Genomic DNA, 21,722 nt, shown 5'->3' on the forward strand with positions numbered 1-21,722 from the left:
CCAGCCCCGTGGGAGAGGGTCGGGGTGAGGGCATCAAACCGCACTTTCCCCCCAAAGTTGATCCCCACCCCCTTTTTTCACAAAAACGCTTGCTGTGAATTTGCAGTTTATTGATAATGATTATCATTGTTACATTGATTGTTATTTATAAACATTATGTCACGTACGGATAACAGCGCGGCAACGCCAGCAAAAACACACACAGCGCCAGCCCCTACCGAGCGCAGGATTGACAGCAAAACCCTGCTCGGCGATGAGGGACGGGTCATTATCGAGCATGACGGCCAGCGCTACCTTCTGCGCCAGACCCATGCCGGAAAACTGATCCTCACGAAATAAACAACACAAAAAACGACGCCAGCCACCCAGGTGAAACCCAGGCAGCCAGCGCTTTTCAATGCTTATGGAGAGTTGCTATGCCACACCTGCCTTCCGCATCTTTACGCCCGTCACTTCTGGCGCTGGCGATCGTCAGCGCCCTGCCGGGCATCGCTTTTGCCGCCACCGATGAAATGACCGTGATCGCCACGGGTAACGCCCGCAGCGCCTTTGAAGCCCCCATGATGGTGAGCGTGATTGACGCCAGCGCGCCGGAGAAACAGACCGCCAGCTCGGCTGCCGACCTGCTGCGTAACATCCCCGGTCTGACGCTGGACGGCACCGGGCGTACCAACGGGCAGGACGTGAACCTGCGCGGCTATGACCGTCGCGGCGTGCTGGTGCTGGTGGACGGCGTGCGCCAGGGAACCGATACCGGACACCTGAACAGCACCTTCCTCGACCCGGCGCTGATTAAACGTATCGAAGTGGTTCGCGGTCCGTCGGCACTGCTGTACGGCAGCGGCGCGCTGGGCGGCGTGATTTCGTATGACACCGTCGATGCGAAGGATCTGCTGGAGCCGGGGAAAAGCAGCGGTTACCGCGTGTTTGGTACCGGCGCGACGGGCGATCGTAGCCTTGGCATGGGGGCCAGCGCCTACGGCCGCACAGACACGCTGGACGGGCTGGTGTCCTGGTCCAGCCGCGATCGCGGAGATATCCGCCAGAGCGACGGAGCAACGGCGCCTAACGACGAATCCATCAATAACATGCTGGCGAAAGGCAGCTGGAAAATCGACCCGGCCCAGACCCTGAGCGGCTCCCTGCGCTACTATAACAACGCCGCCCGGGAGCCGAAAAACCCGCAAACTCCCGGGGCGGACAGCAGTAACCCGATGACCGATCGCTCCACCATTCAGCGTGACGCGCAGCTGGGCTATAACATTGCCCCGGCGGGTAACGACTGGCTGAACGCCGACGCGAAAATTTACTGGTCCGAAGCGCGCATTAACGCACAGAATATCGACAGCAGCGGTGAGTTTCGCCAGCAGACCACCAAAGGCGGCAAAGTTGAAAACCGCACGCGCCTGTTCAGCGACACCTTTGCGGCACATCTGCTGACCTACGGTGGGGAATACTACCGTCAGGAGCAGCACCCGGGCGGGGCCACCACCGGCTTCCCGGAAGCGAAGATCGATTTCAGCTCTGGCTGGCTGCAGGATGAAATTACCCTTCGCGATCTTCCCGTCACCCTCCTTGGCGGCACACGCTATGACAATTACCGTGGCAGCAGCGATGGCTACGACGATGTCGATGCCGATAAATGGTCATCCCGCGCCGGGTTAACCATCAGCCCGACCGACTGGCTGATGCTGTTTGGCTCTTACGCGCAGGCGTTCCGCGCGCCTACCATGGGCGAGATGTATAACGACGCCAAACACTTCTCCATCGGACGCTTCTATACCAACTACTGGGTGCCAAACCCGAACCTGCGCCCGGAAACCAACGAAACGCAGGAGTTTGGTTTTGGCCTGCGCTTCGACGATCTGCTGCTCGCCAACGATGCGCTGGAGTTTAAAGCCAGCTATTTCGATACCAACGCCAAAGACTACATCTCCACCACCGTCGATTTTGCCGCCGCGACCACCATGTCTTATAACGTCCCGAACGCCAAAATCTGGGGCTGGGACATGATGGCAACCTACTCGGCCGACCTCTTCAACCTTGACCTGGCCTATAACCGCACGCGCGGGAAAGACACCGATACGGGCGAATACATCTCCAGCATCAACCCGGACACCGTGACCAGCAAGCTAGACATTCCGGTGGCGCAAAGCGGTTTCTCCGTCGGCTGGATTGGCACCTTTGTCGATCGCTCAACGCATATCAGCAGCAGCTACAGCCAGCAGCCGGGCTATGCGGTCAACGATTTCTACGTGAGCTACAAAGGTCAGGAGCGGCTCAAAGGCGTAACCACAACGCTGGTGCTGGGCAACGCCTTTGACAAAGCGTACTGGTCACCTCAGGGCATTCCGCAGGACGGCCGTAACGGCAAGATTTTCGTAAGTTATCAGTGGTAATTCCCGTCGGGGCCACTCTTCAGAAGGAAAAGACAATGAATCACTACACACGCTGGCTTGAGCTCAAAGAAGATAATCCGGAAAAGTACGCGCGCGATATCGCTGGCTTAATGCACATCAGCGAAGCAGAGCTGGCCTTTGCCCGCGTGGGTCACGACGCCTGGCGACTGCGCGGTGAAATCCGCGAGATCCTGGGCGCGCTGGAAGCGGTGGGCGAAACCAAATGTATCTGCCGTAACGACTATGCCGTACATGAACAGAAAGGGAGCTTCACCAACCAGCACCTGACCGGACACGCCGGGCTGGTGCTTAACCCGCGCGCGCTGGATCTGCGCCTGTTCCTCAACCAGTGGGCAAGCGTATTTCACATCAGCGAAGCCACCGCCCGCGGCGAGCGGCAGAGCATTCAGTTCTTCGACCACCAGGGCGATGCCCTGCTGAAGGTCTACGCCACGGAGAACACCGACGTTTCCGCCTGGGGCGACATGCTGACCCGCTTTATCTTTGCCGAGAATCCCCCGCTGGGGTTACAGGTGGCCGATCGCCCGGCCCACGCTGATCATCCGGAAGCCGCGCGCGTGGATGCCGAGTGGCGCGCCATGACCGACGTGCATCAGTTCTTCAGCCTGCTCAAGCGCCATAACCTCAGCCGCCAGCAGGCGTTTCGCCTGGTGGGGGACGATCTGGCCTGCAGGGTAGAGAACACCGCGCTGGCGCAGCTGCTGGAGACGGTCCGCCAGGACGGGAACGACATCATGATCTTCGTCGGCAACCGCGGCTGCGTGCAGATCTTCACCGGCGCGGTGGAAAAGCTGGTGCCGATGCAAGGCTGGCTGAACATCTTTAACCCAACCTTTACCCTGCATCTGCTTGAAGGATCCATTGCGGAAACGTGGGTCACGCGCAAACCAACGGCAGACGGGCATGTCACCAGCCTGGAGCTGTTTGCCGCCGACGGGACGCAAATCGCCCAGCTGTACGGCCAGCGTACCGAAGGCGAACCGGAGCAGAGCCGGTGGCGCAGCCAGATTGACGCCTTAACGGCGAAAGGGCTGGCCGCATGAAACGGTGGCTTGCCCTGATCGGCGCCCTGCCCCTGCTGGCATTTGCTGCCCCGCAGGAGAAAATCGTCACGCTCGGCGGCGACATCACCGAGATTGTCTACGCCCTCGGCGCGGCCTCTTCGCTGGTGGCGCGCGACAGCACCAGCCAGTGGCCTCAGGCGGCGAATGCGCTGCCTGACGTAGGCTATCTGCGCCAGCTCAACGCGGAAGGGATCTTATCCCTGCGCCCCACGCTGGTGCTGGCCAGCGCCCAGGCGCAGCCGTCTCTGGCGCTAAAGCAGGTTGAGCAAAGCCACGTCAGGGTGATCGAAATTCCCGCCAGTAACGACCTGAGCGTCATTGATGAAAAGGTGCGGATCGTGGCGGAAGCAACGCACCGCGAGGCCGAGGGGCAAGCCCTGCGCAACAGGCTGCGTCAGGCGCTGTCGACACTTCCCGCATCGCCGCTCAACAAGCGGGTGCTGTTTATTCTCAACCACGGCGGGATGACCGCCATGGCTGCCGGACAACAGACCGCCGCCGATGCCGCTATCCGCGCGGCGGGACTGCAGAACGCGATGCAGGGGTTCAGCCGCTATCAGCCGCTGTCTCAGGAAGGCATCATCGCCAGCCGGCCCGATCTGGTGGTGATTTCCTCGGACGGAATCACCGCCCTGGGCGGTGAAGCGAACCTGTGGACGCTGCCCGGCCTGGCGCAAACCCCGGCAGGACGAAACAAGCAGGTGCTGGCGATTGACGATATGGCGCTGCTGGGCTTCAGCCTGCGAACGCCTGAGGCCATCCAGCAACTGCGCAGCAAAGCGGAGCAGCTGCCCTGATGTCCCGGCGGATCACCTTATCGTTATGGATGCTGACCGCGATCCTGGTCATCATCACCCTCGCGGCAACCGGGGTCGGGGCGTTACACCTTCCGGTCAGCCTGCTGTGGAACGGCACAGACGAGGCGCTGCGTCAGATCTGGCTGACGATCCGCCTGCCTCGCGTGCTGCTGGCGCTGGCGATCGGCGGTTCACTGGCAGTGGCGGGCTGCGTGATGCAGGGGCTGTTTCGCAACCCGCTGGCAGACCCGGGCCTGCTCGGCATCAGCAGCGGCGCGGCACTTGCCGTCGCGCTGTGGGTGGTGCTTCCCCTCTCGCTGCCTGCCCTGGTGATGCTGTATGCCCCGATGCTGGCGGCGTTTCTCGGTGCGCTGGCCGCCACCCTGGTGATTTTTATCCTCAGCCGACAACGTGACGGTTCTTTGTCGCGCCTGTTGCTGGTAGGTATTGCCATCAACGCCCTGTGCGGCGCGGCCGTCGGCGTGCTGTCATGGCTCAGCAATGATGCCCAGCTTCGCCAGCTTTCGCTCTGGGGAATGGGCAGCCTCGGCCAGGCGCAGTGGTCGACGCTGCTGGCCGTCTCGTCGCTGATGATACCCACCGTGCTGGTTATCTGGCGTCTGGCAGGCGCCCTTAATTTGCTGCAACTGGGTGACGAAGAGGCGCACTACCTCGGCGTGGACGTCGCCCGCGTGCAGCGGATCCTGCTGCTGTGCTGTGCCCTGCTGGTGGCTGCCGCCGTTGCGGTCAGCGGCGTTATCGGCTTTGTCGGTCTGGTGGTGCCGCACCTGGTGCGCATGTGGCTGGGAGCCGACCACCGCGCCGTACTCCCTGGTTCGGTGCTGGCCGGAGCGTTGCTGTTGCTGGTAGCCGATACGCTGGCGCGCAGCGTGGTCGCCCCGGCGGAAATGCCGGTCGGCTTATTGACCAGCCTTCTCGGCGCACCGGGGTTCCTGTGGCTTATCTTTCGTCGCGGAGGCGCGCATGGCTGAACGCTATTGTGGCGAAAACCTTGTTTTTCGCATCGGGCAACGGACGCTGATTAACGACGTGTCGCTGACCTTATCTCAGGGCGAGATGGTGGCGTTGATTGGCCCCAACGGCGCCGGGAAATCCACGCTATTGCGGCTGCTTACCGGCTATCTTAAACCGGCGGGCGGACAATGCAGCCTGGCGGGCACGCCGATCGCCGCCTGGCAGCCGGAGACGCTCTCCCGCTACCGGGCGGTGATGCGCCAGAACACGCAGATTGGATTTGACTGGCCGGTTGAAGCAGTAATCGGCATGGGTCGCGCGCCCTGGACCCGCACGCCTGAAGCCTCGGTAGTAGAAGCAGTGATGGCCGTTACCGGGTGTTTACCGCTGGCGGGCAGGCAGTTTGCCGCACTCTCCGGCGGCGAGCAGCAGCGCATCCAGCTCGCCCGCGCGCTGGCTCAGCTCTGGTGCGACGGTGCGCCACGCGGCTGGCTGTTTCTGGATGAACCCACGTCTGCGCTGGATCTCTACCACCAGCAGCATCTGCTGCGCCTGCTGAAATCCCTGACCCGTCGGGGACATCTGCACGTGTGCGTGGTGCTGCATGACCTTAATCTGGCGGCGCTGTGGGCGGATCGCATCCTGCTGCTGCACGGCGGAAAAATCGTCTCCCAGGGGAAACCGGAAACCGTTTTGCAGGCCAATGCGCTGGCAAAGTGGTACGGCGCGCAGGTTCACGTTGGCCGGCACCCGGCTCACGCCGCGCCGCAGGTGTTTCTCGCCCCCTGACACGGCTGATAAAAATCTTTCAGGGTTTCCAGCAGGGCATGCGCTGCTTTAGAAAGCTGCGTGTGCCCGGGATGGATCACCCCGATACACTTTTCAATAGGCGGGCTGTCCAGCGGAATACACACCGCGCCTAGTGAGGCCATCTGGGTCTCACACAGCGCAGGTACGGCACTGCCGCCCAGCCCGCTGGCGACCATGCGCCCAACCGTCACCAGTTGATGGCTCTCCAGGGCGACCTCCAGTTTTCTGCCGCTTCGCGCCAGCTCCTCTTCCATCATCAGACGCACCGCAGAGGGACGCTGCAGGGTAATGAAATCCAGCGTCAGCAGCGCGTCCCATGTCAGGCGCTTTTTGCCTGCAAGCGCAGAATCTTTCGGCACAATGGCAATAAACCGGTCGAGGCCCAGCGGGGTAAACAGCAGGTTGTGCGTTGGCGCAGGCTCGAATGCGATCCCCATCTCCACGCGCCCTTCCCGGACCATCTCTATCACCTGCTCGTTAATCACATCATGCACGGTGACGTTGATCCCGGCGTGGCGGTCGCGAAACGCTTTTAGCACCTCGGGTAAGACATTCGCCGCAAACGACGGCATGGCCGCGACCGAGATTTTACCGCGCTGCAGGGTAAAGCACTGGTGCATGGCCTCTTCAACGTTATCCCAGTCCGCCAGCAGCTGCCGAGCCATCGGCAAAAAGGTCTCCCCTTCCTGCGTCAGAGCTACCTTGCGCGTGCTGCGCTGTAAAAGTGGTCCACCGAGCGCATCCTCCAGCCCTTTTATCGTCAGGCTCAGGGCTGGCTGAGAGAGATTCAGCCGTTCGCTGGCGTGTGCGAAATTCAGAGTGTGAGCTACCGCTAAAAACGCGCGTAACTGTTTGACACTCATTCTCATTTTTCACCTTGTTAACTAATTGAAAAAATTTAGTTAACAGGAAATTAATAAAAAAACCAAATGAGTGGGTCACAAATTCAAAATTAACAAATGAGTCGCCGCCCCTAATGATACCGGCACGGTTAACGGGAGGGATGAGTATGGCAGGACTGGATAAGCGCGTCGGCAGCTATGCGCAGGCGCTGGATGGGCTGACGGACGGGATGACCTTGCTGGCGGGCGGCTTCGGCCTGTGCGGCATTCCGGAGAACCTGATTGCCGAAGTCAGACGCCGGCAGGTGCAGGGTCTCACGGTGGTCTCTAACAACTGCGGCGTGGATGGCTTCGGTCTCGGGATCCTGCTTGAGACGCGGCAGGTTCGCAAGGTAGTGGCCTCTTACGTCGGCGAAAACGCGCTGTTCGAGCAGCAGGTGCTGAGCGGCGAGCTGGAGGTGGAACTCACGCCGCAGGGGACGCTGGCCGAAAAGGTGCGCGCAGGCGGCGCCGGGATCCCCGCGTTTTACACCGCGACCGGCTATGGCACGCCTGTGGCTGCAGGCAAAGAGGTGCGCCAGTTTGCGGGTAAACATTACATCCTCGAAGAGGCCATTACCGGGGATTTCGCGCTCATCAAAGGCTGGAAGGCGGACTGGTACGGCAACGTTATCTATCGCCATACCGCGCAAAACTTTAATCCGCTGATGGCAACCGCGGGCCGGATAACGGTGGTGGAGGTGGAAGAGATTGTTCCGCCAGGTGAACTGCCTCCGTCGGCTATTCATACCCCGGGCATTTACGTCGACAGGCTGATTGTCGGCCAGTTTGAAAAACGCATTGAGCAGCGCACGCTGCGCGCGCAAGGAGTGTGACGATGTTGACCCGTGAACAGATGGCCATGCGCGTGGCCCGCGAGCTGCGCGACGGTTACTACGTCAACCTGGGGATCGGCATTCCGACGCTGGTGGCGAACTACATTCCCGCCGGGATGGACGTGATGCTCCAGTCGGAAAACGGTCTGCTGGGGATGGGCGCCTTCCCCGATGAGCAGAGCCTCGACGCCGACATGATCAACGCCGGTAAACAGACCGTCACCGCACGGACAGGGGCCGCCATTTTTGACTCAGCGCAGTCGTTTGCCATGATCCGCGGCGGTCATGTCGACCTGACCGTGCTGGGTGCCTTTGAAGTGGACGTTGAGGGCAATATCGCCTCGTGGATGATCCCCGGAAAAATGGTGAAGGGGATGGGCGGCGCGATGGATCTCGTTGCCGGGGCGCAGAACATCATTGTGGTGATGACCCACGCCTCAAAAAGCGGTGAGTCAAAGCTGCTGCCGCGCTGCACGCTGCCGCTCACGGGCGTGGGCTGCATCCGTCGGGTGTTAACCGACCTCGCGCTGCTGGAAATTGAGGACGGCGCGTTCATCCTGCGGGAGTATGCCCCCGGCGTCAGTATTGACGAGATCGTGGCGAAAACGGCCGGGAAAATCATTGTGGCGGACGACGTGCGCGAGATGCGCTTTAGCTGAGGGCTTCGGATGAAACAGGTCATGATTGTCGGGGCAACGCGTACCCCTGTCGGCAGTTTTCGCGGATCGCTCGCCTCCCTCTCTGCGGTTGAGCTGGGGGCTGTCGCGGTACGTCACCTGCTTGAGAGCAGCGGTCTTGATAAAGGGAAGATTGACGACGTGATTTTCGGTCAGGTGCTGACGGCGGGATGTGGACAAAACCCGGCGCGTCAGACGGCCATCGCCGCCGGGTTACCCGTCAGCACGCCAGCGACAACGGTCAATCTGGTGTGCGGCGCGGGCCTGAAAGCGGTGCAACTCGCCGCGCAGGCGATCCGCAGCGGCGACGCCGGGGTAGTTATCGCAGGCGGTCAGGAGAGCATGAGCAACGCCCCCTATCTGCTGGACGGGGCGCGGTCAGGTTTGCGGTTTGGCCATACGGGTCTGCAGGACAGCATGATTACCGATGGTTTGTGGGACGCATTCAACGATTACCACATGGGTATCACCGCTGAAAACGTTGCCCGGCAGTACGGTATTTCCCGCGAACAGCAGGACGATTTCGCCACCCGGTCGCAGCAAAAAGCGGCGGCCGCCATTGCGTCCGGTCGGTTTGACGCCGAGATAGCGCCGGTCACGGTGAAAGAGGGCAAAAAGCCACCGCGGGTTATTCGTTGTGATGAACAGCCCCGACCAGAGACCACCACTGAGCAGCTTGCGCAACTGCGCCCCGCATTTTTACGCGAGGAAGGCACAGTCACGGCGGGAAATGCTTCGACGCTCAATGACGGTGCCGCTGCGGTACTGCTGATGAGCGAAGAAAATGCGCGGCAGAGCGGACTGCCGATCCTCGGTCGCATTGTGAGTTACGCCGTGACGGGGGTTGACCCGTCGGTGATGGGCATCGGTCCGGTGAGCGCCTGCCAGACGGCGCTGGCGCGGGCGGGCTGGACGCTCGATGAGGTGGATCTCATTGAAGCCAATGAAGCCTTTGCCGCTCAGGCGCTGGCGGTGGGCAAGCAGCTCGGCTGGGATGCGCGCAAGGTAAATGTAAACGGCGGCGCGATTGCCCTTGGTCATCCGATTGGCGCCTCCGGCTGCCGCATCCTCGTGACGCTGCTGTACGAAATGCAGCGCCGCGACGTTAAAAAAGGGCTCGTCACCCTGTGTATTGGCGGCGGACAAGGCATCGCCCTGACCGTCGAGCGTTAAGCCTCTCGTTGGTACCCGAATAATAATTAAAGTGAGGAGTCGTAATGAGTGTGTTAATTGCCCTGGCGGCGCTGGCACTGCTGATGCTGGCGGCCTATCGCGGATACAGCGTGATTTTGTTTGCCCCGATTGCGGCGCTCGGCGCCGTGCTGCTGACCGATCCTGGCGCCGTCGGCCCGACGTTTACCGGGCTGTTTATGGAAAAAATGGTCGGCTTCGTCAAGCTCTACTTCCCGGTGTTCCTGCTGGGTGCCGTGTTTGGCAAGCTGATTGAACTCTCCGGCTTCTCGCGCGCTATCGTCGCCGCAGCGATTCGGATCCTCGGGCGGCGTCACGCCATCCCGGTGATTGTCCTGGTGTGTGCGCTGTTAACCTACGGTGGCGTTTCGCTGTTTGTGGTGGCGTTTGCGGTTTACCCCTTTGCCGCCGAACTGTTCCGCCAGAGCGGCATCCCGAAACGGCTGATCCCGGCCACCGTGGCGCTCGGGGCATTCTCGTTTACCATGGATGCCCTGCCCGGCACGTCGCAGATCCAGAACATTATCCCCACCAGCTTTTTTGGCACAAACGCCTGGGCCGCGCCGTGGCTGGGGCTGATTGGTTCGCTGTTTATTATCTGTTTTGGTCTGCTCTGGCTGGAGCGCCAGCGCCGCAAAGCGCTGCAGAACAACGAGGGGTACGGCACGGATCTGAAAAATGAACCGGAAACGCCGGACGACATTAACCTTCCTCACCCGTTGATTGCCCTCTCTCCTCTGCTGCTGGTAGGGATCCTCAATCTGCTGCTTACCCGCTGGATCCCCGGCTGGTACGGCACCAGCCACGAGCTGACCCTTCCCGGACTGGCAAAGCCGATTGTGATCGAGGTAAGCAAGATCACCGCCATCTGGGCCGTGGAAGCGGCGCTGATCGCCGGTATCGTGCTGGTGCTGGCTTTTGGCTTTCGCAATATCCGCGGACGTCTGGCGGAAGGCAGCCGCACGGCGGTCAGCGGGGCCATTCTGGCCGCGATGAATACCGCCTCGGAATACGGTTTTGGTGCGGTGATCGCCGCCCTGCCCGGTTTTCTGGTGTTATCCCACGCGCTGGCGGCCATTCCAAATCCGTTACTCAATGAGGCCATCAGCGTGACCGTTCTCGCAGGGATCACCGGTTCGGCGTCCGGCGGGATGAGCATTGCCCTCGCGGCCATGGCCGACACGTTTGTTGCCGCCGCCCACGCGGCCAATATTCCTCTTGAGGTACTGCATCGCGTGGCCTCCATGGCCAGCGGCGGGATGGATACCCTTCCCCATAACGGCGCGGTGATCACCTTGCTGGCGATCACCGGTCTGAGCCATCGTCAGGCCTACGGCGGCATTTTCGCTATCACTATCATTAAAAGTCTGGCAGTGCTTTTTGTCATTGCCGTGTTCTATCTGACCGGCATTGTGTAAGGAGAAAAAGATGAATCTGAACGGTAAAACCGCCCTGGTGACCGGCTCAACCAGCGGCATTGGCCTGGGGATCGCCCGGGTACTGGCGAAAGCCGGGGCACAATTAATTCTTAACGGTTTCGGTGACAGCGAAGCGGCGCGCGCAGAGATCGCGCTACTGGGCAAAAAACCGGGCTATCACGATGCGGACCTGCGTGATGTCCTGCAGATTGAAGCCATGATGCGCTACGCCGAAACGCAGTTTGGCGGGGTGGATATTCTGGTCAATAACGCCGGGATACAGCATGTGGCTCCGGTTGAGGCGTTTCCGGTTGAAAAATGGAATGACATTATCGCCATTAATCTTTCCGCGGTGTTCCACACCAGCCGGCTGGCGCTGCCTGCCATGCGGGAGAAAAACTGGGGGCGCATCATTAATATCGCCTCCGTTCACGGCCTGGTGGCCTCAAAAGAGAAGTCAGCCTACGTTGCTGCCAAGCATGGGGTGGTGGGTTTTACGAAGTCGCTGGCGCTGGAAACCGCGCGCACCGGTATTACCGCAAATGCGCTCTGCCCCGGTTGGGTACTGACCCCGCTGGTACAACAGCAGATCGACAAACGTATTGCACAGGGCGTCGCGCCGGATCTGGCCCAGGACCAGCTTCTGAGCGAGAAACAGCCTTCCGGGGAGTTTGTTACCCCGGAACAGCTGGGCGAGTTGACGCTGTTTTTATGTAGCGACAGCGCCGTCAACGTTCGTGGCGCAGCGTGGAATATGGATGGCGGCTGGGTCGCTCAGTAATGTCCTGGCCGGGTAGCGTAGCGCTACCCGGCAAAAGACTAGCTTGAGCAGCTGACCTCCAGCCGCTTGCCCCAGTCAGGCGGGCGGCTGACGTAATCATCATCCCGGTCGGCAAACGGCGTGCGCAACGCCACATGCAGACGGTGTAACTCAGCGTATTCCCCCTGCTCTGCCTGCTCAATCGCCCGCTGCGCCAGCCAGTTGCGCAACACCATCGCCGGGTTCGCCGCGTTCATCTGCCTCTGGCGGGTAGCATCATCTACTTGCTCCTGCTGTAGCCGCGTGCGGTACTGAGTAAACCAGTCGTCAAACGCCTGTCGGTCGATAAATTCATCGCGCAGCGGCGAGCCAGGACTGTGCTGCTCCGTCTGGCCCAGCATGCGGAAGGTACGGGTATAATCGCTGCCCTCACGCGCCATGAGCGTAAACAGGCCATTCAGGATATCGTTATCGCCTTTCTCCTGGGTCATCAGCCCAAGCTTGTTGCGCATCAGCGTGCCGTAGTCGCGTAGCAACGTCTCCTGATAGCCATCGAGCGCATCATTGAGGGCATCGACGTCGATAAACGGTGACAGGGATTGCGCAAGACGCTGCAGATTCCACAGTCCCACCGCCGGTTGATTGTCAAAGCTGTAGCGCCCCTGGTAGTCGGAGTGGTTGCAGATATACCCCGGCTGATAATCATCGAGGAAACCAAACGGACCGTAATCGAAGGTCAGCCCGAGGATCGACATGTTGTCCGTATTCATGACGCCATGGGCAAAGCCCACCGTTTGCCAGCGTGCGATCATCGTGGCCGTGCGGGCCACCACATCCCTGAACCAGAGAACGTATTTATCCGCCTCGTCCTGCAAATGCGGCCAGTGGTGACGGATGGCAAAATCCGCAAGCTGGCGAACCTTGTCCGGCTCGCGGCGATAGTAAAAGTGCTCAAAATGACCGAAGCGCAGATGGCTTTGCGCAATGCGCATCAGCATGGCCCCTTTTTCCATCGTTTCGCGCGCGACCGGCGTATCGCTGGTGACAATCGACAGCGCACGGGTCGTGGGAATACCCAGCGCATGCATCGCTTCAGATGCCAGGCATTCACGAATCGTTGAACGCAGTACCGCGCGCCCGTCGCCCATGCGTGAATAGGGAGTCAGCCCTGCGCCTTTCAGGTGCCAGTCAACCGTCTCCCCGTTGGGAAGCTGTTGTTCGCCGAGCAGGATCCCCCTGCCGTCGCCCAGTTGACCCGCCCAGACGCCAAACTGATGCCCGCTGTAGACCTGAGCCAGGGGTTGCATCCCGGGGAGTAGCGTTTCGCCGCCCCAGACGCCAGCGCCGTCTGAACGCTGAAACAGCGCTGGTGGAATAGCCAGCTCGTCTGCCAGCCGATCGTTATGCCAGATGAGACGGGAATTTTGTAGCGGTGTAGGTTTGAGTGCGGTGTAAAAACCAGGCAACTCGTCATGCCAGTGAGCAGTAAAAGACAGGGTCATAAGTCCTCCTGCTTTTAGTGTAGAGGGTTTACCCGGTCTTAAACACGGGCGAAAGCAAGGGTTATCGCTGCTGAACCAGCGTGGTGACGTGTTCAGCAGAGACGGCAGGCCACAGCGCCCCCTGCATGGCACCAAAATTGAAGGACAGGACGCGCTGCAACAGGGCGTGATCGTCAATGCCCGAGACGATCACCGACTGGCAGTGCGGCGTGATTTGCCAGAGGATAGCGCGCATAAAGGGCTCAAAGGAGAGTTCCTGAGCACGCTGCTGAATGAATCCTTTATCGAGAATGACCCGTTTGAATAATCCATCATAGACCGCTTTGAGCGATGCTGCGCCTGCGCCAAAGTTTGCCAGGACCAGCGGGAAATGGATCGCCATTCTTGCCAGCTGCAGATCGTCCTTTCCGTTATTTAAACCTGGATAATTCTCATTAACAGTAAACTCCAGAAACGGATAGCGCTCAAGAATTGAAACAGCGTTTCCATTACTTAATAAAAACTCAACAATTACAGGTGTAATATTGATCCATGCAATTAACTGATGCTGAATAAAAAACAGTTTACAGGTATCAAGCAATTGCAGTTTTTCGTTAAACAGCGCTAACTCTTCCGCCTCGGAAAGCCGCGGGATAACGAGTTCAGTAGGGATCCTCACTTCGCTGCCGACGCCAGTAAAGTTAACCACAATGTCTAAACCTTTAAGCTCACCTGCGCTATTACGGGCAGGCTGAAGCAACAGTTCAGACTGGTAAGCATTATCTAGCGTAATAATCATTGCACTCGCCCCGCATTAAAGATGAGAGAGGACATCCTGGAGCAATTGCTGACACAATTCCACTGTCTTGATTTTAATAAGATTAATTTCATTAGTTCCGTATTAATTTTCAGATTTATCCCTGAATCTAAAATAATCTTATCCTGGTTGCAGAATAATAGCCAGTTTTAGATAAAACAGACACATGCGGGCTAAGCTAATTTTAGGTAAATTTAACTTTAATCATCTTATTTGAGAAAAAACGGCATGAATTATAAGTTACCCTGCCGTCATAAGAGGCGTCCGGCGGCGACTAAATACGTCGAGCCTGCCAAAAACTTTTACGCCAGTAAACATTATCCAGAGAAGAACGCATCACCCCACGACTGGTCGATGCGTGAATAAATTGATTGTCTGTATCATATATCCCCACATGGAGACCGCTTTCACCCGACCCGGTTTTGAAGAAAACCAGATCCCCCGGCAGAAGATCGTCTTTATCAATTTCCGTACCAATTTCAGCCTGTTTACGCGTTTCGCGCGGCAGCTGTAAATCAAACTTATCGCGAAACGTCATCAGCACAAAGCCGGAACAATCCACCCCGCCACGGCTCATGCCGCCGTAGCGATAAGGCGTGCCGCGCCAGTTGCTCAGCTGATCATTAAGGCTGGCAATGACGGTAATCGAATCTGAAAGCCGTGGGTTAGGCGGCGGAGCACGATGGCTACTGCATCCCGCAAGAAAGAGTGCAGCCATCAGGAGAAACCAGAATCGCATTTCAGACGAATCCTCTGCTTTTTTTGTTCTTTTCGTAATTTAGCGTGCAAGTGTGTGAACAGGCAAGAAACGGTTACTCCTGCCCGGTAGAAATCAGCATCTTATGTCCCTCTATATCCAGCCTGCGGAACGCCATATTGTACGCGCGGGCAAGATGAGGTGGCGTGAGAACCTGATCCCGCGTACCGCTGGCGATCAGGTTTCCCTTCGACAGCAACCATACCCGGTGGGCATGACGCAGGGTATGGTTGAGGTCATGACTGCTCATTACCACGGCGATGCCTTTTCGGCTCAGGGTGCTTAGCAGCGTATCCAGTGCCGCCTGCTGCGCCACATCCAGACCGCTCATCGGTTCATCAAGCAGCAGCAGCCGCCCGTGAGGATTACCGGCCGGGTGGATCTGCACGATTGCGGCCGCCAGACGCACCCGCTGCCACTCTCCGCCCGAAAGCTGGCTGGCATGACGAGCCAGTTTATCTTCCAGCCCCAGGGCGGCAGCCACGTCCGTCAGCAGCGCCGTATGGTGTTTATCATGCAAATGCAGCGTCAGGTAGTGCCAGACAGGCATCGCAAAGGGCGGTGTCTGCTGCTGCACAAGGTAACTGCGCCGGTGCGCCAGCGAGACTGGCGTCCAGTCGGTAAGGGGATGCCCCAGCAGCGTTACCTGCCCTTCACCACCGACCAGGCCTGCCATCCGCGCCAGCAACGTGCTCTTCCCCGCGCCGTTCGGCCCGACAAGATGCAGAATTTCACCCGCATTGACGGTACCGGTTATCGGCGCCAGACGTCCCTTTTCGGCAACGTCCGTGAGCTGCATCAGCAGTGACATTATTTCGCCAGCGCCAGCTTGATAGATTCCATCACAATCGGATCCTCAGGCGTCATATCCGGTGAAAAACGTTGCACCACCTGGCCATCACGACCAATCAGGAATTTTTCGAAGTTCCACAGAATGTCATCCGGGTAGAGCGGCGCGCGGCCTTTGCTGGCCATACGTTCATAAAAACCGCTTCCTTCCGGCGCAACGGCTTTCGGTGCGGCAGCGATCAGCTTCGCGTACAGCGGATGACGATGCTCACCGTTGACATCAATTTTGCTGAACAGCGGGAACGTGACGCCATAAGTGGTGCTACAAAACGTCTTGATCTCCTCTTCGCTGCCCGGCTCCTGGCCCAGGAACTGGTTGCACGGGAACCCCAGCACGGTGAAACCGTCCTTCTCCCAGGCCTTCTGAATGTTCTCCAGCTGTTCGTACTGCGGCGTCAGGCCACATTTGGATGCCACGTTGACGATAAGCAACACGTTGCCTTTGTAGCCTTCCAGCGTGGTGTTATCGCCATCAATGGTGGTCACTTCAGTATTCAGGATATCTGACTGCATAGCATTCCCTCAGGTTGTCTTACGGCTATCGTGATTTAACGTCCAGCTTTTAATAGTAGCCAGATAAAGACCGGCGCGCCCAGCGTGGCGGTCACCACGCCAATGGGCAACTCTGCGGCTGTCAGGGCAAGCCGGGCGATGATATCGGCCACCAGCAGCGTGACGGCCCCGGCAACAGCCGAGGCCGGAAGCAAGGTGCGATAGTCAGTGAGGCCACACAGACGCAGCATGTGCGGGATCACCAGCCCAATAAAACCAATTGCCCCCGCGAGGGCGACGCTGACGCCGACCAGCCAGCCAATGGCAATGACCAGCACATTACGCCAGAACCCAATCGGCATACCGAGCTGGCGGGCAGAGGTTTCACCCAGCGCGAGCATATTCAGCGGCTGCGCCTGCAGGGCAACCCACACAATAACCGGGACCAGCAGCGCCATAAGCCAGCCCTGGTGCCAGTCAACGCCGCCAAAGCCGCCCATCATCCAGTACATGAGCTGTCGCAGGTCAAAGGAGGTTGAGAAGTAGACGGCCCAGGTCATCAGCGCGCTGCAGATGATCCCGAGCGCCACGCCGGCAAGCAGCAGACGGCTGATTGATAAGTGCCGCCTGGCGAAGCGAAGCAGGATGACCGTGATCAGTAATGCGCCGAGAATGGCGCTCAGGCTAATACTCCACCCGGAGAGTTCTCCCCCACCCAGCATCACTGCGGCAATCAGCCCCACTCCAGCCCCGTTCGAGACGCCGAGCAGCCCCGGTTCCGCCAGCGGGTTATCAAATAACGCCTGCATAATGGTGCCGCCCAGCGCCAGCGCGGCCCCCACCAGCATCACCGCGACGGTGCGCGGCAGACGAATTTGCCAGACAAAGAGTTGCCCGTCTGGCCCCCACCAGCTCTCAGGCCCTATCCACCTGTCACCGGCGCAGAGGCTAATCCCTGCGGCGACAATGAGCAGCAGCACCAGTAAAAGCAGGCGACGTTGATCGGAACGGTGCTGGCGATGGGCGTAATCAAGCATGTATTCGGTTTTATTTGCGAGAGATATCATTGATTTTACGGCGGGTTTGCCAGGGAGCGCAAAGAAAAAAGGCCGCATGGGCGGCCTTTTTAGTTAGTTCATATTACTCTGCTTTGGGCGTTGCGTTTTCGACACGGCTTTTTAACTTCTGGCCGGGTCTGAAGGTCACCACGCGGCGGGCTGTAATGGGAATATCTTCCCCCGTCTTCGGGTTACGACCCGGACGTTGGTTTTTGTCTCGCAAATCAAAATTGCCAAAGCCGGAGAGTTTTACCTGCTCACCATTTTCCAGAGCACGACGGATCTCTTCGAAAAACAGCTCTACCAGCTCTTTGGCATCCCGTTTGCTAAGCCCAAGCTTATCAAACAGATATTCTGACATTTCAGCTTTTGTAAGCGCCATAGGTTCAATCCCTCAATGATGCCTGGAATCGCTCTTTTAATGCCTCTACACATTTGGCGACGGTAGCGGCAATCTCCTCTTCTTCGAGTGTACGGCTGGTATCCTGAAGGATAAGGCTGATAGCGAGGCTCTTGAAACCTTCTGCTACGCCCTTGCCGCGGTACACGTCAAATAAGTTTACGCCAACTACCTGATTTACGCCAACTTTCTTACATTCGGCCAAAATATCTGCTGCAGGCACATTTTCGGCGACCACAACCGCGATATCACGGCGGTTTGCCGGGAAGCGGGAGACGTCCTGAGCCTGAGGGATCACGCGGTCTGCCACCAGGTTCCACTCCAGCTCAAACACGATGGTACGGCCGTTCAGGTCCAGTTTACGTTCCAGCTCAGGGTGAACAACGCCAATAAAACCAACACGTTTGCCGGCTAAATAGATGGCTGCACTCTGACCCGGATGCAGGGCCGGAATGGCTTCTGCGCGGAATTCAATTTCAGATAATTTACCGGTCAGATCGAGAATCGCTTCCAGATCGCCCTTCATATCGTAGAAATCAACCGTGCCTTTTGCCAGGTCCCAGTGCTCTTCATAGCGGTTACCGCTAATCGCACCAGCCAGCATAAGATCCTGACGGATGCCTAAATTTGCCTGATTATCCGGCACAAAGCGCAAACCGCTTTCGAAAATTCGCACGCGGTTTTGCTGGCGATTCTGGTTATAAACGACAGTGCCCAGCAGGCCGGTCCACAGAGACAGACGCATAGCCGACATTTCGCTGGAGATTGGGCTTGGCAGGATCAGGGCTTCCTGACCTGGGTGGATCAGCTGCTGCAGTTTTGGATCAACAAAGCTGTAGGTGATCACTTCCTGGTAGCCTTTGTCGTTAAGCATGGTTTTCACACGCTTCAGGGACAGGTCGGCTTCACGGTGGGTCCCCATCACCAGACCCGCCTGCACCGGCTCGTCAGGGATGTTGTTGTAGCCGTACACGCGGGCCACTTCTTCCACCAGATCTTCTTCAATTTCCATGTCGAAACGCCAGGATGGCGCAACGGCTTGCCACTCGTCCTGGCCCTCGGTCACTTCACAACCCAGACGCTTCAGGATATCGGTCACCTGCGCATCGGGTACGTGGTGACCGATCAGGCGATCCAGCTTGCTGCGACGCAGGGTGATGGTCGCGCGCTTCGGCAGCGTGGCTTCGTGGGTGACATCAATCACCGGGCCCGCTTCACCGCCGCAGATGTCGATCAGCAGACGGGTGGCACGTTCCATCGCTTTGTACTGCAACGCCGGGTCAACACCGCGCTCGTAACGGTGAGAGGCATCGGTGTGCAGACCGTGACGGCGTGCGCGACCGGTGATAGAGAGCGGGCTGAAGAATGCACATTCCAGCAGCACGTTTTGCGTCTCATCGTTCACGCCAGAGTGTTCGCCACCGAAGATACCGCCCATCGCCAGCGCTTTGCTGTGGTCAGCAATCACCAGCGTGTCGGCGTTCAGTTTCGCTTCGCTGCCATCGAGCAGAACCAGGGTTTCACCCTCTTTCGCCATGCGCACCACAATACCGCCTTCGATACGATCTTTATCGAACGCGTGCATCGGCTGACCCAGCTCCAGCAGTACGTAGTTGGTCACGTCAACCACCGCATCGATAGAACGGATACCACAGCGACGCAGTTTCTCTTTCATCCACAGCGGGGTTGGCGCTTTAACATTGATGCCTTTCACCACACGACCGAGGTAGCGTGGGCAGGCATCCGCTGCATCAACCTGAATAGGCAGAACGTCACTGATGGTCGCTTCAACCGGGACGATCTCCGGCGCGTTCAGTTCGGTCTGGTTCAGCACGGCAACGTCGCGCGCCACGCCGATAATCCCTAAGCAATCAGCACGGTTTGGCGTGACGCTGATTTCGATGGTGTTGTCATCAAGCTTCAGATATTCGCGGATATCGGTACCGATCGGCGCATCCAGCGGCAGTTCAATGATGCCGTTGTGATCGTCGGAAATCCCCAGCTCAGAGAACGAGCACAGCATACCTTCTGACGGTTCACCGCGCAGTTTGGCAGCTTTGATTTTGAAATCACCCGGCAGCACAGCACCGACGGTCGCCACGGCCACTTTCAGCCCCTGACGGCAGTTTGGTGCACCGCAGACGATATCCAGCAGACGGTCACCACCCACGTTGACTTTTGTTACGCGCAGTTTGTCCGCGTTAGGGTGCTGACCGCACTCCACTACTTCACCCACGACCACGCCATTGAACGCGCCCGAAACCGGCTCAACGCCGTCCACTTCCAGACCCGCCATGGTGATCTGATTAGAAAGCGCGTCGCTGTCCAGCGTGGTGTTAACCCATTCGCGTAACCACAGTTCACTGAATTTCATTGTTCTGTCCTGCCCTTATTTAAACTGTTTGAGGAAACGCAGATCGTTTTCGAAGAATGCACGTAAATCGGTCACGCCGTAGCGCAGCATGGTCAGACGTTCCATGCCCATACCGAACGCAAAGCCAGAGTAAACTTCCGGATCGATGCCCACGTTGCGCAGCACGTTTGGATGCACCATACCGCAGCCCAGCACTTCCAGCCATTTACCGTTTTTACCCATCACGTCCACTTCCGCAGACGGTTCAGTGAACGGGAAATAGGATGGACGGAAACGAACCTGCAGATCTTCCTCAAAGAAGTTGTTGAGGAAATCATGCAGCGTGCCCTTCAGGTTGGTGAAGCTGATGTTTTTATCAACAATCAGGCCTTCCATCTGGTGGAACATTGGGGTGTGAGTCTGATCGTAGTCGTTACGATAGACGCGGCCCGGCGCGATAATGCGGATTGGCGGTTCCTGCTCCTTCATGGTACGGATCTGAACGCCGGAGGTCTGGGTACGCAGAAGACGGGTCGCGTCGAACCAGAAAGTGTCGTGGTCAGCACGTGCCGGATGATGGCCAGGAATGTTCAGGGCATCGAAGTTATGGTAATCATCTTCAATTTCCGGGCCAGTCGCCACGGTAAAGCCGAGCTCACCGAAGAAACTTTCAATACGATCGATAGTGCGGGTAACCGGATGCAGACCACCGTTTTCAATTCGGCGACCCGGCAGAGAAACGTCGATCGTCTCTGCGGCCAGACGCGCATTCAGCACCGCGCTTTCCAGCTCAGCCTTACGCGCGTTCAGAGCCTGCTGTACCTGCTCTTTGGCTTCGTTAATTACCGCACCTGCTGCCGGGCGTTCTTCTGCCGGCAGTTCACGCAGGGTTGTCATCTGAAGGGTCAGGTGCCCTTTTTTACCAAGATATTCGACGCGGACATTGTCTAACGCGGCAACATCTGAGGCCTGATTAATGGCGGCTGTTGCACTGGCAACCAGCTCTGCGAGATGTGACATGATTTTCCTCGTTATGTAGCGATATTTACCAGCGGCAGATACAAAAAAAGCCTCCATCAGGAGGCTTTCTGGCGCTGTTTTCCGTTTCGTCTCTCACGCGCTAGCCTCCTGATGTCAGGTGCTAAAGTAAAAGAAGAAGCGGAAAATAGCAGCATTCATGCTTGCGTTACCTTGTGTGGTAAGGAACCTAACGCCTTATTGAAAAGGGTAGCCCAAAAATTGTCAACGTTTTGATGCTGTTGAAACGAAAAGAGGGAGCCAGGCCCCCTCTCTCAACTGGCTTATGCCAGTGCTGCTTTCGCTTTTTCGACCAGAGCGGTGAACGCTACTTTGTCGAATACTGCGATGTCAGCCAGGATCTTACGGTCGATTTCAACAGAGGCTTTTTTCAGGCCGTTGATGAATTTGCTGTAAGAAATACCGTTCTGACGTGCTGCTGCGTTGATACGCGCAATCCACAGTTGACGGAACTGACGCTTACGCTGACGACGGTCACGGTAAGCGTACTGACCTGCTTTGATAACAGCCTGGAAGGCAACGCGGTATACGCGTGAACGCGCACCGTAGTAGCCTTTAGCTTGTTTCAAAATTTTCTTGTGACGTGCACGTGCAATTACACCACGTTTTACGCGAGCCATGTGTGCTCTCCTGTATCTATTCTAAGTT

Annotated in this window: 23 protein-coding genes and 1 other annotated feature; of the genes, 11 read left to right on the forward strand and 12 right to left on the reverse strand. The window is 58.2% G+C overall.

The features are described 5' to 3' along the window. Nucleotides 1–156 precede the first annotated feature (156 nt). The 6 genes from hemP to EKN83_RS21265 all read left to right on the forward strand — a co-directional run bounded on the left by hemP (nt 157) and on the right by EKN83_RS21265 (nt 6,045). The gene (gene hemP, locus EKN83_RS21240; protein WP_025757323.1) at nt 157–339 is read left to right on the forward strand and encodes a hemin uptake protein HemP; all 183 of its coding nucleotides are present in this window, start codon (nt 157–159) and stop codon (nt 337–339) included. Between the two features lie 77 nt (nt 340–416). After that, nucleotides 417–2,399: a TonB-dependent hemoglobin/transferrin/lactoferrin family receptor gene (locus EKN83_RS21245; protein ID WP_126801652.1), complete on the forward strand. Its 1,983-nt coding sequence runs from the start codon at nt 417–419 to the stop codon at nt 2,397–2,399. A gap of 35 nt (nt 2,400–2,434) precedes the next feature. Beyond that, nucleotides 2,435–3,463, forward strand: coding sequence for a hemin-degrading factor (locus tag EKN83_RS21250; RefSeq protein WP_126801653.1), 1,029 nt, complete (start codon nt 2,435–2,437; stop codon nt 3,461–3,463). Next, nucleotides 3,460–4,281, forward strand: coding sequence for a hemin ABC transporter substrate-binding protein (locus EKN83_RS21255; RefSeq protein WP_126801654.1), 822 nt, complete (start codon nt 3,460–3,462; stop codon nt 4,279–4,281). The genes EKN83_RS21250 and EKN83_RS21255 overlap by 4 nt, the downstream gene beginning before the upstream one ends. After that, nucleotides 4,281–5,273: a FecCD family ABC transporter permease gene (locus EKN83_RS21260; protein ID WP_126801655.1), complete on the forward strand. Its 993-nt coding sequence runs from the start codon at nt 4,281–4,283 to the stop codon at nt 5,271–5,273. Before EKN83_RS21255 ends, EKN83_RS21260 begins: the two co-directional genes overlap by 1 nt. Beyond that, nucleotides 5,266–6,045: a heme ABC transporter ATP-binding protein gene (locus tag EKN83_RS21265; RefSeq protein ID WP_126801656.1), complete on the forward strand. Its 780-nt coding sequence runs from the start codon at nt 5,266–5,268 to the stop codon at nt 6,043–6,045. The genes EKN83_RS21260 and EKN83_RS21265 overlap by 8 nt, the downstream gene beginning before the upstream one ends. Here EKN83_RS21265 and EKN83_RS21270 read toward each other — a convergent pair. Next, nucleotides 6,012–6,935 carry a LysR family transcriptional regulator gene (locus tag EKN83_RS21270; protein ID WP_185857692.1) on the reverse strand — a complete coding sequence of 308 codons (924 nt, stop codon included), beginning with the start codon at nt 6,933–6,935 and terminating at the stop codon, nt 6,012–6,014. The genes EKN83_RS21265 and EKN83_RS21270 overlap by 34 nt on opposite strands. Nucleotides 6,936–7,075: 140 nt before the next feature. Between EKN83_RS21270 and EKN83_RS21275 the strand changes: the two genes are divergently transcribed. The 5 genes from EKN83_RS21275 to EKN83_RS21295 are packed head-to-tail and all read left to right on the forward strand — an operon-like array spanning nt 7,076 to nt 11,850. Further along, nucleotides 7,076–7,783: a CoA transferase subunit A gene (locus EKN83_RS21275; protein WP_025757330.1), complete on the forward strand. Its 708-nt coding sequence runs from the start codon at nt 7,076–7,078 to the stop codon at nt 7,781–7,783. Nucleotides 7,784–7,785: 2 nt separating this feature from the next. Further along, a complete protein-coding gene (locus EKN83_RS21280) occupies nt 7,786–8,442 on the forward strand; it encodes a CoA transferase subunit B (RefSeq protein ID WP_095440830.1) in 657 nt (218 codons plus the stop codon). A gap of 9 nt (nt 8,443–8,451) precedes the next feature. Next, complete coding sequence (locus EKN83_RS21285) at nt 8,452–9,633, forward strand: acetyl-CoA C-acetyltransferase (RefSeq protein WP_126801658.1); 1,182 nt, start codon at nt 8,452–8,454, stop codon at nt 9,631–9,633. A gap of 44 nt (nt 9,634–9,677) precedes the next feature. Next, entirely contained in the window at nt 9,678–11,069 is a 1,392-nt protein-coding gene (locus EKN83_RS21290; RefSeq protein WP_126801659.1) for a GntP family permease, read from the forward strand. A 10-nt stretch (nt 11,070–11,079) separates the two neighbouring features. Next, complete coding sequence (locus EKN83_RS21295; RefSeq protein ID WP_045285283.1) at nt 11,080–11,850, forward strand: 3-hydroxybutyrate dehydrogenase; 771 nt, start codon at nt 11,080–11,082, stop codon at nt 11,848–11,850. A gap of 38 nt (nt 11,851–11,888) precedes the next feature. Here the strand turns inward: EKN83_RS21295 and selO are convergent, their stop codons facing one another. The 11 genes from selO to rplT all read right to left on the reverse strand — a co-directional run bounded on the left by selO (nt 11,889) and on the right by rplT (nt 21,694). Further along, a complete protein-coding gene (gene selO / locus EKN83_RS21300) occupies nt 11,889–13,331 on the reverse strand; it encodes a protein adenylyltransferase SelO (protein ID WP_126801660.1) in 1,443 nt (480 codons plus the stop codon). Between the two features lie 61 nt (nt 13,332–13,392). After that, on the reverse strand, nt 13,393–14,109 hold the full coding sequence (locus EKN83_RS21305) for an EAL domain-containing protein (protein WP_025757336.1): 717 nt from the start codon (nt 14,107–14,109) through the stop codon (nt 13,393–13,395). A gap of 292 nt (nt 14,110–14,401) precedes the next feature. Next, nucleotides 14,402–14,866, reverse strand: coding sequence for an NlpC/P60 family protein (locus tag EKN83_RS21310; protein ID WP_025757337.1), 465 nt, complete (start codon nt 14,864–14,866; stop codon nt 14,402–14,404). A 73-nt stretch (nt 14,867–14,939) separates the two neighbouring features. Next, nucleotides 14,940–15,695: a vitamin B12 ABC transporter ATP-binding protein BtuD gene (gene btuD / locus EKN83_RS21315; protein WP_126801661.1), complete on the reverse strand. Its 756-nt coding sequence runs from the start codon at nt 15,693–15,695 to the stop codon at nt 14,940–14,942. Next, a complete protein-coding gene (locus tag EKN83_RS21320) occupies nt 15,695–16,246 on the reverse strand; it encodes a glutathione peroxidase (protein WP_025757339.1) in 552 nt (183 codons plus the stop codon). Before EKN83_RS21320 ends, btuD begins: the two co-directional genes overlap by 1 nt. Nucleotides 16,247–16,281: 35 nt before the next feature. Then, entirely contained in the window at nt 16,282–17,262 is a 981-nt protein-coding gene (gene btuC, locus EKN83_RS21325) for a vitamin B12 ABC transporter permease BtuC (protein WP_185857694.1), read from the reverse strand. 103 nt (nt 17,263–17,365) lie between these two features. Further along, entirely contained in the window at nt 17,366–17,665 is a 300-nt protein-coding gene (gene ihfA, locus EKN83_RS21330; protein WP_003857805.1) for an integration host factor subunit alpha, read from the reverse strand. Nucleotides 17,666–17,669: 4 nt separating this feature from the next. Beyond that, nucleotides 17,670–20,057 carry a phenylalanine--tRNA ligase subunit beta gene (gene pheT / locus EKN83_RS21335; protein ID WP_126801663.1) on the reverse strand — a complete coding sequence of 796 codons (2,388 nt, stop codon included), beginning with the start codon at nt 20,055–20,057 and terminating at the stop codon, nt 17,670–17,672. Between the two features lie 15 nt (nt 20,058–20,072). Then, complete coding sequence (gene pheS / locus EKN83_RS21340) at nt 20,073–21,056, reverse strand: phenylalanine--tRNA ligase subunit alpha (RefSeq protein ID WP_003857809.1); 984 nt, start codon at nt 21,054–21,056, stop codon at nt 20,073–20,075. A 40-nt stretch (nt 21,057–21,096) separates the two neighbouring features. Beyond that, nucleotides 21,097–21,220, reverse strand: a sequence feature (Phe leader region). After that, nucleotides 21,171–21,215 carry a pheST operon leader peptide PheM gene (gene pheM, locus EKN83_RS21345; RefSeq protein ID WP_001386830.1) on the reverse strand — a complete coding sequence of 15 codons (45 nt, stop codon included), beginning with the start codon at nt 21,213–21,215 and terminating at the stop codon, nt 21,171–21,173. Its footprint overlaps the feature before it by 45 nt. A 117-nt stretch (nt 21,221–21,337) precedes the next feature. Further along, complete coding sequence (rplT, locus tag EKN83_RS21350; protein ID WP_000124850.1) at nt 21,338–21,694, reverse strand: 50S ribosomal protein L20; 357 nt, start codon at nt 21,692–21,694, stop codon at nt 21,338–21,340. Nucleotides 21,695–21,722 lie beyond the last annotated feature (28 nt).

The organism is Enterobacter sp. WCHEn090032 (genome assembly GCF_003986875.1).
In the GTDB taxonomy this organism is placed as follows: Bacteria; Pseudomonadota; Gammaproteobacteria; order Enterobacterales; family Enterobacteriaceae; genus Enterobacter; species Enterobacter sichuanensis.

Bases quoted from the DNA above. Each gene is read 5' to 3' on its own strand.
- hemP (WP_025757323.1), top strand. From the start codon at position 157: ATGTCACGTACGGATAACAGCGCGGCAACGCCAGCAAAAACACACACA.
- EKN83_RS21245 (WP_126801652.1), top strand. From the start codon at position 417: ATGCCACACCTGCCTTCCGCATCTTTACGCCCGTCACTTCTGGCGCTG.
- EKN83_RS21250 (WP_126801653.1), top strand. From the start codon at position 2,435: ATGAATCACTACACACGCTGGCTTGAGCTCAAAGAAGATAATCCGGAA.
- EKN83_RS21255 (WP_126801654.1), top strand. From the start codon at position 3,460: ATGAAACGGTGGCTTGCCCTGATCGGCGCCCTGCCCCTGCTGGCATTT.
- EKN83_RS21260 (WP_126801655.1), top strand. From the start codon at position 4,281: ATGTCCCGGCGGATCACCTTATCGTTATGGATGCTGACCGCGATCCTG.
- EKN83_RS21265 (WP_126801656.1), top strand. From the start codon at position 5,266: ATGGCTGAACGCTATTGTGGCGAAAACCTTGTTTTTCGCATCGGGCAA.
- EKN83_RS21270 (WP_185857692.1), bottom strand. From the start codon at position 6,935: ATGAGAATGAGTGTCAAACAGTTACGCGCGTTTTTAGCGGTAGCTCAC.
- EKN83_RS21275 (WP_025757330.1), top strand. From the start codon at position 7,076: ATGGCAGGACTGGATAAGCGCGTCGGCAGCTATGCGCAGGCGCTGGAT.
- EKN83_RS21280 (WP_095440830.1), top strand. From the start codon at position 7,786: ATGTTGACCCGTGAACAGATGGCCATGCGCGTGGCCCGCGAGCTGCGC.
- EKN83_RS21285 (WP_126801658.1), top strand. From the start codon at position 8,452: ATGAAACAGGTCATGATTGTCGGGGCAACGCGTACCCCTGTCGGCAGT.
- EKN83_RS21290 (WP_126801659.1), top strand. From the start codon at position 9,678: ATGAGTGTGTTAATTGCCCTGGCGGCGCTGGCACTGCTGATGCTGGCG.
- EKN83_RS21295 (WP_045285283.1), top strand. From the start codon at position 11,080: ATGAATCTGAACGGTAAAACCGCCCTGGTGACCGGCTCAACCAGCGGC.
- selO (WP_126801660.1), bottom strand. From the start codon at position 13,331: ATGACCCTGTCTTTTACTGCTCACTGGCATGACGAGTTGCCTGGTTTT.
- EKN83_RS21305 (WP_025757336.1), bottom strand. From the start codon at position 14,109: ATGATTATTACGCTAGATAATGCTTACCAGTCTGAACTGTTGCTTCAG.
- EKN83_RS21310 (WP_025757337.1), bottom strand. From the start codon at position 14,866: ATGCGATTCTGGTTTCTCCTGATGGCTGCACTCTTTCTTGCGGGATGC.
- btuD (WP_126801661.1), bottom strand. From the start codon at position 15,695: ATGTCACTGCTGATGCAGCTCACGGACGTTGCCGAAAAGGGACGTCTG.
- EKN83_RS21320 (WP_025757339.1), bottom strand. From the start codon at position 16,246: ATGCAGTCAGATATCCTGAATACTGAAGTGACCACCATTGATGGCGAT.
- btuC (WP_185857694.1), bottom strand. From the start codon at position 17,262: ATGCTTGATTACGCCCATCGCCAGCACCGTTCCGATCAACGTCGCCTG.
- ihfA (WP_003857805.1), bottom strand. From the start codon at position 17,665: ATGGCGCTTACAAAAGCTGAAATGTCAGAATATCTGTTTGATAAGCTT.
- pheT (WP_126801663.1), bottom strand. From the start codon at position 20,057: ATGAAATTCAGTGAACTGTGGTTACGCGAATGGGTTAACACCACGCTG.
- pheS (WP_003857809.1), bottom strand. From the start codon at position 21,056: ATGTCACATCTCGCAGAGCTGGTTGCCAGTGCAACAGCCGCCATTAAT.
- rplT (WP_000124850.1), bottom strand. From the start codon at position 21,694: ATGGCTCGCGTAAAACGTGGTGTAATTGCACGTGCACGTCACAAGAAA.